Annotated in this window: 10 protein-coding genes and 3 pseudogenes; 8 read left to right on the top strand and 5 right to left on the bottom strand. The window is 59.6% G+C overall.

The genetic code is table 11. The annotated features are described in order from the left end of the window. The 6 genes and pseudogenes from NKJ32_RS34665 to NKJ32_RS34640 all read left to right on the top strand — a co-directional run. A pseudogene (locus NKJ32_RS34665) lies at positions 1-200 on the top strand (hypothetical protein); the annotation flags it as partial. An 11-nt stretch (positions 201-211) separates the two neighbouring features. Further along, positions 212-1,042 carry a TnsB C-terminal domain-containing protein gene (locus tag NKJ32_RS34660; RefSeq protein ID WP_352830405.1) on the top strand — a complete coding sequence of 277 codons (831 nt, stop codon included), beginning with the start codon at positions 212-214 and terminating at the stop codon, positions 1,040-1,042. 116 nt (positions 1,043-1,158) lie between these two features. Beyond that, positions 1,159-1,530 carry a TniB family NTP-binding protein gene (locus NKJ32_RS34655; protein ID WP_352830402.1) on the top strand — a complete coding sequence of 124 codons (372 nt, stop codon included), beginning with the start codon at positions 1,159-1,161 and terminating at the stop codon, positions 1,528-1,530. Then, positions 1,527-1,856, top strand: a complete 330-nt coding sequence (locus NKJ32_RS34650; protein WP_352830401.1) for a TniB family NTP-binding protein — start codon at positions 1,527-1,529, stop codon at positions 1,854-1,856. The genes NKJ32_RS34655 and NKJ32_RS34650 overlap by 4 nt, the downstream gene beginning before the upstream one ends. A gap of 73 nt (positions 1,857-1,929) precedes the next feature. Further along, the gene (locus NKJ32_RS34645) at positions 1,930-2,106 is read left to right on the top strand and encodes a hypothetical protein (protein ID WP_352830398.1); all 177 of its coding nucleotides are present in this window, start codon (positions 1,930-1,932) and stop codon (positions 2,104-2,106) included. Beyond that, positions 2,103-2,342, top strand: a complete 240-nt coding sequence (locus NKJ32_RS34640; RefSeq protein WP_352830396.1) for a TniQ family protein — start codon at positions 2,103-2,105, stop codon at positions 2,340-2,342. The genes NKJ32_RS34645 and NKJ32_RS34640 overlap by 4 nt, the downstream gene beginning before the upstream one ends. Before the next feature lie 100 nt (positions 2,343-2,442). Here NKJ32_RS34640 and NKJ32_RS34635 read toward each other — a convergent pair. After that, a pseudogene (locus tag NKJ32_RS34635) lies at positions 2,443-2,947 on the bottom strand (ATP-binding protein); the annotation flags it as partial. Positions 2,948-3,341: 394 nt separating this feature from the next. Here NKJ32_RS34635 and NKJ32_RS34630 point away from each other — a divergent pair. Further along, positions 3,342-3,830: a hypothetical protein gene (locus NKJ32_RS34630; protein ID WP_352830393.1), complete on the top strand. Its 489-nt coding sequence runs from the start codon at positions 3,342-3,344 to the stop codon at positions 3,828-3,830. 831 nt (positions 3,831-4,661) lie between these two features. Here the strand turns inward: NKJ32_RS34630 and NKJ32_RS34625 are convergent. Next, the gene (locus NKJ32_RS34625; protein WP_352830391.1) at positions 4,662-5,366 is read right to left on the bottom strand and encodes a tyrosine-type recombinase/integrase; all 705 of its coding nucleotides are present in this window, start codon (positions 5,364-5,366) and stop codon (positions 4,662-4,664) included. A 269-nt stretch (positions 5,367-5,635) separates the two neighbouring features. Between NKJ32_RS34625 and NKJ32_RS34620 the strand changes: the two genes are divergently transcribed. After that, positions 5,636-5,989, top strand: a complete 354-nt coding sequence (locus NKJ32_RS34620; RefSeq protein WP_352830408.1) for a hypothetical protein — start codon at positions 5,636-5,638, stop codon at positions 5,987-5,989. Here NKJ32_RS34620 and NKJ32_RS34615 read toward each other — a convergent pair. From NKJ32_RS34615 to NKJ32_RS34605, 3 genes and pseudogenes are all read right to left on the bottom strand, one after another. After that, a pseudogene (locus NKJ32_RS34615) lies at positions 5,967-7,424 on the bottom strand (IS30 family transposase). The gene NKJ32_RS34620 and the pseudogene NKJ32_RS34615 sit on opposite strands and share 23 nt — an antisense overlap. Positions 7,425-7,438: 14 nt before the next feature. Then, on the bottom strand, positions 7,439-7,573 hold the full coding sequence (locus NKJ32_RS34610; RefSeq protein WP_352830389.1) for a hypothetical protein: 135 nt from the start codon (positions 7,571-7,573) through the stop codon (positions 7,439-7,441). 567 nt (positions 7,574-8,140) lie between these two features. Further along, entirely contained in the window at positions 8,141-8,893 is a 753-nt protein-coding gene (locus NKJ32_RS34605) for a transporter substrate-binding domain-containing protein (protein WP_352830387.1), read from the bottom strand. Positions 8,894-9,196: the final 303 nt, after the last annotated feature.

Here is a 9,196-nt window from a genome sequence, read left to right as displayed (position 1 = left end):
CCCGCGCCATGCACGACCGCCGGATCCAGGGCGGCGGCAAGCTGTCGACCGCACCGCTGCAGGCCGCCGGAGAGGCCATGGTCGAGCTGCGCGCGCGGCCTGGTCGGGCGGCGCGCACGGCCCGGCTGGTGGCGAGCTTTGCCCAGGTCGAGGTCGTGCGCCCCGACACACGATTGAAGAGGGCCTGCCCAAGACGGTGAGCGTGAGCTTGGTGCAGGTAACCGAGATCGACCCGCCGCAGGGCGCCGAGCCGATCCTGTGGCGACTGCTAACCACCCATCTCGTCGAGGACGCGGCCATGGCCTGGCGGATGGTCGATTGGTATCGCATGCGCTGGACCATCGAGCAGTTCTTCCGCACCCTCAAACAGCAGGGGCTTCAGCTGGAAGACAGCCAACTGGAGACCGCCGAACGGCTCGTCAAACTGACCGCCATCGCCGCGCGAGCCGCCTGTGTCGTCATGCAACTCGTCCAGGCCCGCGACGGCCGATCCGCACAACACGCCGCCATCGCCTTCACCCACGCCGAAATCGACACGCTTCAAGCCCTGCTGCCCACACTAGAGGGAAAAACCGCCCTGCAGAAGAATCCCCACGCCCCCCAATCCCTCGCTTGGGCCGCCTGGATTATCGCCAAACTCGGCGGCTGGGACGGCTATCCAAAGTCCAAAGCCCCAGGACCCATCACCTTCCGACACGGATTGCAGCACTTCCTGTCCATCGCCCATGGATGGGCGCTTCGAAATGATGAATCGCCTAGATGGTTGCAGGAGAGGGGTATCCATGAAGCGTGGCCAGTGGCCGGACTGCCGGGAACCATACATGTCGACAACGGCGCGGACTTTCGAAGTCATGCATTCGAACGTGCTTGCCGGGACAATGGCATAAAGATCGATTGGCGGCCGCCGGGGACGCCCCATTTCGGCGGCCACATCGAACGGTTGATTGGCACGCAGATGGGCGCGGTTCATCTGCTGCCAGGATTGACCTCAAGCAGCATCGAGGAAGGCGCGAGTATGATGCCAAACGCCATGCGACACTGACACTCCGAGAGCTTGAGCGCTACATCGCACTAGAGATCGTTGGGCAATACCATCATGCTATCCATGGCGCACTCCGTCGGCCACCGGTTGCGGTCTGGCGACAGCAGGAGAGTGAGTTGGTTGCTCGCTTCGGGGCGTCGATTCAAGCAAACCTGTTCCCTCCGTCGAAGATCTGGATTGCCTCCTTGAGCACGGATAACGTCCATCTGACGCAGGCGGCCAAAGACCTCCTCGGCGAGCCCGATATTCTGCGACTTCGCGCAATTCAGGCTCGCCGATGGATTTTTTATCCGCGCGCCAAGCAGGCACTCGATCGTCTCAACCTGCTGGTCGACCATCCTCGCGGCACGCGCATGTCCTCGGTGGCCATCTACGGCGACAGTGGTATGGGCAAGACGATGATCATGGAAAAATTCTGCGACAATAACCCTCCCGTTTTGATCCGACGACCGGCGTACAGGCTATACCGGTCCTGGCGATCGAGATGACCGGGAAGCCAGGTGAGCGCCGTTTATATGCCGAGATCCTGGCTGCACTTGGAGCGCCGCAGGCACCCCGCGCCGACATCGTGCAGATGGAGCAAGCTGCGTTGCGGCTTCTGAAAACGGTCGGCGTCCAAATTCTGGTGATCGATGAAGTACATAACATTCTCGCCGGCTCGTACCGCGAGCAGCGGGTCGTGCTGAACACGCTGCGATTTCTCAGCAATCGGCTTCAGATCTCGCTCGTTTGCTTCGGCGTAATCGAAGCCCCGCGAAGCCATAAGTGGCGACGTCCAGCTTGCCCGCCGGTTTGGCGAGCTGACCTTGAATAGGTGGGCGGCCAACGAACAGTTCGAAGCACTAGTCTCGTCCATTTTGCGGAACATGCCACTTCGCCGACCGACAGTGCTGACGCCGAAAATACGCCGAATTCTGCAGATTGGCGGCGGCATCACTGCAAATATTTTCCAGGCGATCACGTGCCTGGCAGCCGAGTCGATCGAGAGCGGCATAGAGCACATCACGGATGAAGCGGTGGAAAGTTGGCGCCCGCCAGTTAGCGCCGAAACCGCCTTCGCATGATGCGAGAGCTCAGCGGCACAAGGCCACTTCCTGTCATTCTCAAACCCGTCCCAGATGAGCTCCTGTCGTCGTGGGTCACGCGCCATGCCGATTTCTATGGCGTCGCACCGCTCACTCTGCTTCGCCATGCCATTCCGGAGGCAACATCTTTGCGACAAACCGATACAAAGCTGGGGCCAACCGCCGCCGTTGAAATTGCGAGGCTCTGTTTCGAACCCAATCTTCGACAATTTTAGCAATGACCACGTCTGGGTTCCCAAAAAGACGCCTCACACCTTCATGACCGAACGCTCAGCGACAAGGGAACCAAGCTGCTCGTGAATAGGACGGGCTAGCGGTGGGGCGATCGAGCAGCGCCGTCGCATCTTGGCGTCGCCGAAGACGGTAGCTATTCGCTGAAGCTGAGGTTGGTGACGATGACGACGCTGGTGCGCTCATAGGAGCTTGCTTGGATAGAAACAGCAGCGTCCCGCCTGATGCGATGAAGGGTAGGCATCCGAGCTCATCGAGATCGGAGAGGGCGAGCCGATTGGCGATCTGGCCTGCCTTGCCCTAGGCGTCCTTTTGCTCCAGCACGTTGGCGAGTTCGACAGTTGAGATCAGGCGCACGCGCTTGCGATGCTGCTCGACCCCCTGCCAGGCGAGAACTGGGGCGATGTAAGTCTTCCGAAGCCACGACCGCCGACAAGCACGAGGTTGTTGGCCTAGTCTATGAACTCTCAGCGATGGAGCTGACGCACGAACGCTTCGTTGATCTCGGTGCTGACAAAGTCGAAGCCGGCTAAATCCCGGTAGAGTCGGACACCTCCGCCATGCTGTGCATCTTCAGGCTCCTAAGCATTATGACGATGGCGCCGCTGGCGTTGTCGCATGCCACACCACCCGAGGTGGCGCAGCGCGTCGGAGCGCTCGACGTTGGCCTGCGGCCCCTTGGCACGAGCGTTATGGCGAGTTTGCACGCGTTTGTGCGGGACGATTGCGGGACGAAGGCCCCGGTGAGCAATACACATGACGATCGGTGTTTCCTGAGCTGAGAGACCCGCGGGCACACGTCATCCCAGAATTCGCCAAGCGACTCCATCCGCGCGATCGCATCCCATTAAGCCCCGTTCGCGGACACTATCTTCAGCGTCCGGAGCCCGAACCGTATTTTGCAGGAATTAGCCTCGCTGGCTACTCGATACGCCGTAAATCTTCGCCAAACTCTGCATAGAGTGGCCGTGCGGAGAGCCTGAATGCCGACCGTTTCACATTTGGCACTATTAAGAAGCGAGGATACGATGCAGTCGAGCAGCAGAGACAGTATGGAAGCAACAGATCCAGTCATCGGTACCTGGGAGAAGGCCAAGTCGAAAGTCATCAATGGGCCGCCGCCAATGAGTTTCGAATCTGTAACGCGAACGTATAAGCAGGGACCAGATGGCATTGACTTCATGGTCAGGGCTGTAAAATCTGACGGGACACCGTTCGTGGAGCATATGACGTATAAAGTAGACGGGAAATACTACCCCCATATAGGACATCCTTTGATGGACGAAATGTCCCAGGAGCAGATCGACCCCAACACAATTTTATGCACGGCGAAATCGGCGAGTAAAGTCATAGGGGCGGGAACGCTACGGATATCCTCCGACGGGAAGGTCCTAACAATGTCTTTCTTCTACTTGGACGCTGAGGGCGTTTTTCGTGGACATATAACGGACTACGATAAACAAGAAGGCTGATGGCCCCAGGAATGGCCTTCGCAGTATATTTGTGGAGGCCGCCTGCGGTAGTACCAATTCGCACGTCGTCAGTGACAGCACCTCATGAATCGAAGCCGCCCCCCCGGGTTGCCGGAGACAGTTTTGTTCAGCTTATGCGCCACGGCTAGTTCGTTCAGCATGGCGTTACCCCATGGGCCGCGTCGACGATTGACTGGGCCTTGTAGAGACGTTGATCGTTTCCGCGAGGGCGTTCTCGTAGCTGTAGCCGCAACTCCCGACTACGACTCGATGCCTGTTGCTGCCATCATTGCGGATCGGCTTCCCGTTATATTGCCCGAAGGTCCATTGCCCTCATGAGGCGGCCACGGTGCATTGAGCTAAGCCTTCCGGCATCCTTATAAGAGGCTGTTTCATCTGGAGAAAAATCTTATAAGCATGCACCGAGACGGCCCAGCTTCACCGCTGTTCCGGCCTGTCAGTCTTGACGGCACGATCTCATTTGAGGAGCTTGCACAACATCAAGGCGTGTCAGCCGAGCTGGCGCTAGCAGCCCCCTTCGCGCATTCAGGCTCGTGCGTGGCTTGGGGCATCCCGTTTGAAATTGGGCGCCCGGTTCTTGTCTACAATCAGCCGCTTGTATTCAAAATCTCGCCGACCACAGCTCGATGGTTCGTATTCTTACACACATCGGACGTACATCCGCTTTCAGCCGATCAGAATGGGCTAATTTCTCCGATGGGAGGAATCGGCCAGTTCGGCGAACACGCGGCCGACTACGTCCTGATTTACGATGACGGCTCCGAGGAGACGGTGAAGATTCGGCGGCGACACCACGTAGGATCATTTCTGTTACGATGGGGGGAGCAATGTACCGAGGCTGTAACGGCCATTAAACCTCGCCCTCTTTCGTTCAGGGTCACCAAACAGTCCAGTTCGGCAAGCAACATGGCCGGCTACCGTGCAGAAGATGCATTGCCGTGGTATGGCGGAGGGTGAGGCGAAATCGAGCGACGAGCGAGATGCGGGTAACGCGGCGGCAGAGACCGCAAGTTCAAGGCGCTGGGTGACGTTCGAACGCGCCATGCATCCTCCGCCTCGGTTCGGAAACAGGAAGTTCTCCTCGCCGGCGTAGTCCAACCGGCGCTTCCAGTTGCGGATCAGGTTGGCGGTCTTACGCCAGAGCGGCACGCTGCGGTCTTTGCGCCCCTTTCCATGCAGGTGCGCGACCGCCGAGCCATCGACGGCGACCTCGCCGACGCGCAGGCCGATGGCTTCAGACACGCGGGCGCCGGTGTTGTACATCAGGCTGAACAGTGCGCGATCCCGCTCACCTGCCCATGTCCGCGCATCCGGCGCCTCAAGGATCGCCTGCATATCCTCGCGTGACAAAAATCCCAGGACCGGCCGATCGAACCGTTTCATCGGAATGGCCAGCACCTGTTCGATGACGGGGAGCGCGGTCAGATCGTAGTGGGCGGCATACTTAAGGAAAGAGCGAAGTGCCGCCAGGCGGGCGTTGCGAGTGCGGGCGCCGTTGCTCCGCTCCTTCTCCAAGTGGTCGAGGAAGCTCAGGATGCGTGTTTCAGAAATTCGCGGACACCCATTCCGCTAATTCGCGGACTGGTGTGCACCCCTAGACTGAGACACCGAAATCGCGGACAGAGAGGCACTGACCAAGACCAGGCGCCGGATCAGGAAACTGGAGCAGAAGGTCGGGCAGCAGCAGCAGCTCGATCTCGATTTTTTTCGCGAAGCCTTGCGGAGGAAGATCAGCGTCGGAGCAGCGCTCCTGGCGAAACGGGATCTTCAAAGTCATCGAAAAGATGACGACCGACCTGTCGCAAGGCGAATTCAACATCGACAGAATGTGCTGGCTGGCTGGCGTCACCCGCGCAAGTTATTACCGTCACTGGCTGGAGTCGGCCCCGCGTCGGGCCGAGACGGGTTTGCGCGATCTCATTCAGAAGCTGGCTCTCGACAACGCGCACTACGGCTACGTCGGATCGCAGCCCTGCCGCGGCGGGAGGGGTGGCAAGTCAATCACGCATCTCAAAGCAAGCCTTGCCATCGAGGCTCTCGAGATGGCGATCTCTGATCGAGAGCCCGTACCCGGGAGCCTCATCCATCATTCCGACCGCGGAGTTCAAGGCGGATTCAAACGGTCGTCGCAACACTGATTGTGTTCACTCCCGGCAGCAACTCGTCAAGCGCCTCTGCCGGCGTTTTCCAGCCCAAGTTTTTTGGTCGGGCATTGAGGGCCGCGGCCACGGCGGCGATCTCGTCGGCGCTGTGGATGCTCAGGTCGGTGCCTTTCGGGAAGTACTGACGCAGCAGCCCATTGGTGTTCTCGTTGGTGCCGCGCTGCTATGGGCTTTGCGAATCGCAGAAGTAGACCTGGACACCCGCTTCGATCGTGAGACGGTCGTGCTGGGCCATTTCAGCTCCCTGATCCCAGGTCAGTGAACGGCGTAGCTCTTCGGGCAAGGTGATGATGGTGCGCGTAATCGCGTCACGCACGGCCTCAGCTCCATGTCCCGCGAGCGCAGGCCCGTTCTTCGTGCGCGGAGCTTCGCCATGCCCCGCAAGCCGGGGAAGATGCAGTAGCATCGTGAAGCGCGTCGTGCGCTCGACCAGCGTGCCGATCGCCGAGGTGCCAAGACCGAGGATGAGGTCTCCCTCCCAATGTCCCGGCACGCTCGATCCGGCCGCTTCGGCGGGACGCTGACTGGTCATGATTTCCGGTGAGACAAAGCCCTTACCTCGCCTACGTACGCGCGCCCTGGGGACCCGTAATACACGTCCTGTTCGCAAGCAGGCCGTCAGCTCGCGGCGCAGCACTCCGCGGCCCTGAACGAAGAGGCGTGATGGATGGCTTCGTGGCTGATGCGCATGGATTTGTCGTCCGGGAAGTCGATCGGCAAGCGTCAGGCAATCTGCTCCGGGCTCCAGGCCTTGGCCCATCGCCGATCCTTTCGCGGGCCATGTCGGCGGCCCTTCCACGGAACAGTAGGACCATGAACGGGAGCGCCGCTCGGGGCCACGACAACGCCGGCAAGTCTCTCCTCCACATAAGTGCGCAAGGTTGCGTTGAGCGCAAGCTTGGTCGCTTTAGGCCGACGGGTCGATCGATCCGCATGCCACTGGGCAGTCGTCGCCCGATACTCCAACCCGCCGCTGCGGGTGGCCGCGTTGCGCCGCAGTTCACGAGAGATTGTCGATGCGGCCCGCCCGAGGCGGCGCCCAATTTCCTGCATGGAATGGCCCTGTTGTCAGGCGAAGTGAGGATTTGACCCCTCAGTTTCTCAATTCGGCCGACACCTGTACCCTGAGAAGTGCGATCTCTTCGCGCTGCACCAATGACAGGTACCGCCCGGAGAGCGGCTTCGCCGAGGATCTGAACATCGCTGGTGGCATACCGCCCGCCTTCCGGAACCATTTGGTTCCTACAGGCTGCGACACTCCGGCTTCGAGCGCAGCATCTTCGCTGCTCAGCCCCGCGGCGATCGCCCGCCAGAATCTAATCCGTTCATCGCGCCCCGCCAAAGGCGGCCGTCCTGGTGAAGGTAATAGCGCTCGTCCAGACCGTGCCGGTCGCCGCTTTCGAATGCTCATCACAACCTCCAACTTCAGAGTGTTGCGACGACCGTTTGAATTCGGCGCGTCTCGGCGGGCAGCGCCTGCCATTGCGGCGTCTGCACCGTCTCGGCGTCGTTCAGCTTCGAGAACAGATCGACCTGGTATGTCGTGGGCTGGCGCGGCATGGACATCTCCCCGATTCGGGTCGTGAGAGCCCAATGCTGCGCCCATCTCCTGCGATTGCGATGGGGCACCCGTGTGCCGGAGCAGTGTCGCCAGGGCGCCAAGCGCGGCAAGGTCGACGTGCGGAGCAGTAGTGATACGCCAGCTCGCGCTGGGGGGCCGATCGAACATCCTCCAACCACCGGTGCAATGGCTGGCCAGAAAGGGTGCAGCGGAAGACTGACGCGTCACCCTTCTCGATCACTTCATCGATAAAGACTTGCCGCTCAGCCCAGGGATGCCATGGATAAACAAGCTCGCGTTGGTCGGTCCCGTGGGTGTTCCGTCGCTGAGTTGTACAATCTGAACCGACCGCACACGAGCCTCGACGGTCACCCCAAACGAATTTGCAACCCGGTCCGCAACGGACCACACATCAACGGAGCTAACCTATAGACGGGACAAACAAGGGAGCAGGTCACTCCTCAAAAAATATACCCAACCGCCAAGAGCGAACAACTGACGGTTAGGGCAAATTGATCGGAAGGCGCCACGCTTTAAGCGCCTCCCGATCTGATGTCAATGATTTGTCACTTTCGGCAAAGCTGCTCCATAGATGCCGTTTCGACGTCGTGAGCACCTTCCTCAAAGTCATACTTCTTCATGATTTCCATATATTTTCCGTTGGCCCTGACCTTGCGAAGCCCTTCGTTATAGGCATCCCGGAGCTCAGCATTGGCCTTGCCGAAGCCTGCAGCCGCGCAGCCCCTAGTGTTCGCGATGCGGACAAAGTGGATTTCCGCGGGGTCCGCTCTCTTAAAGAGCACCGAAAGTGTAAAAGAGTCATTTCCAACAATGTCGACCCGCTTGTCCTCTAAAAGCTTAGCTGCGGTCGTTGCGTCTGGATACACGACCATGTTCTCCTCCTTCACGCCGGCTTCGATCGCCAGCTTTTGGTTGGAACAGCCGGCGCATACACCAATTTTCAAACCCTGGTCGGCCACGTCTTTGTAAGTTGCCACCTTGCCCGCGAGCGAGGACGACATAAGAAAGCCCTCGCTGTTACACGAGACTGGTTCGGAGAAAAGGATCGCATCGCAACGCTCGGGCCTTATGAAGAGCGCGCCAGATGATGACAACGTCGCGCGGTTTGATTGCAGTGCGGGGATCATCGCTCCGCCCTCTATCATCTCACCGGAGAATTTCGTGATTCCCATTTCTTTGAGGATGGCTGCATCCATTTCCGGCCCCCAGCCCCCAGGCGTGCCGTCCGGGTTCATCTTCATGAATGGCGGATCATTGGAGATGGCGATGGTGACCCCGTTGCCTTTCGCATCTTCCAACGATTCCGCGTATGCGCCTTGACTCTGAGGTATGATTGTTGATCCAGCTACAAGTGCAAGTAGGAACTGGGCTGACCAGAAAGACCGGCCGATAGATGGTTTTGTCATTTTCATTCCCCTTTTTTGGACTGGTATGCGCGTTGTTACGTCAGGACGAAGTGGGGTGACTACTGCATGATCGCTCCTCCTAGCAATTCGGGCCAAGTTCCTCTGGGCGTCCGCCGTCGGTCCCAAGGTGCAGCACGCCCGCGCCGCTCGCCGCCGCTGCTGCCGCTCCTCCGGAAGAGCCGCCGGGCGTTACAT

The organism is Mesorhizobium sp. M0159, assembly GCF_040322295.1.
Classification (GTDB): domain Bacteria; phylum Pseudomonadota; class Alphaproteobacteria; order Rhizobiales; family Rhizobiaceae; genus Mesorhizobium.
The sequence above is the reverse complement of the archived record's forward strand: the minus strand, read 5'-3'. Positions and strand labels throughout refer to the sequence as shown.

What these genes read in the sequence shown, in the direction of transcription:
- NKJ32_RS34610 (WP_352830389.1), bottom strand. Translation starts at nt 7,573, where the DNA reads ATGCCGCGCCAGCCCACGACATACCAGGTCGATCTGTTCTCGAAGCTG.
- NKJ32_RS34620 (WP_352830408.1), top strand. Translation starts at nt 5,636, where the DNA reads ATGACGACCGACCTGTCGCAAGGCGAATTCAACATCGACAGAATGTGC.
- NKJ32_RS34640 (WP_352830396.1), top strand. Translation starts at nt 2,103, where the DNA reads ATGATGCGAGAGCTCAGCGGCACAAGGCCACTTCCTGTCATTCTCAAA.
- NKJ32_RS34650 (WP_352830401.1), top strand. Translation starts at nt 1,527, where the DNA reads ATGACCGGGAAGCCAGGTGAGCGCCGTTTATATGCCGAGATCCTGGCT.
- NKJ32_RS34630 (WP_352830393.1), top strand. Translation starts at nt 3,342, where the DNA reads ATGCCGACCGTTTCACATTTGGCACTATTAAGAAGCGAGGATACGATG.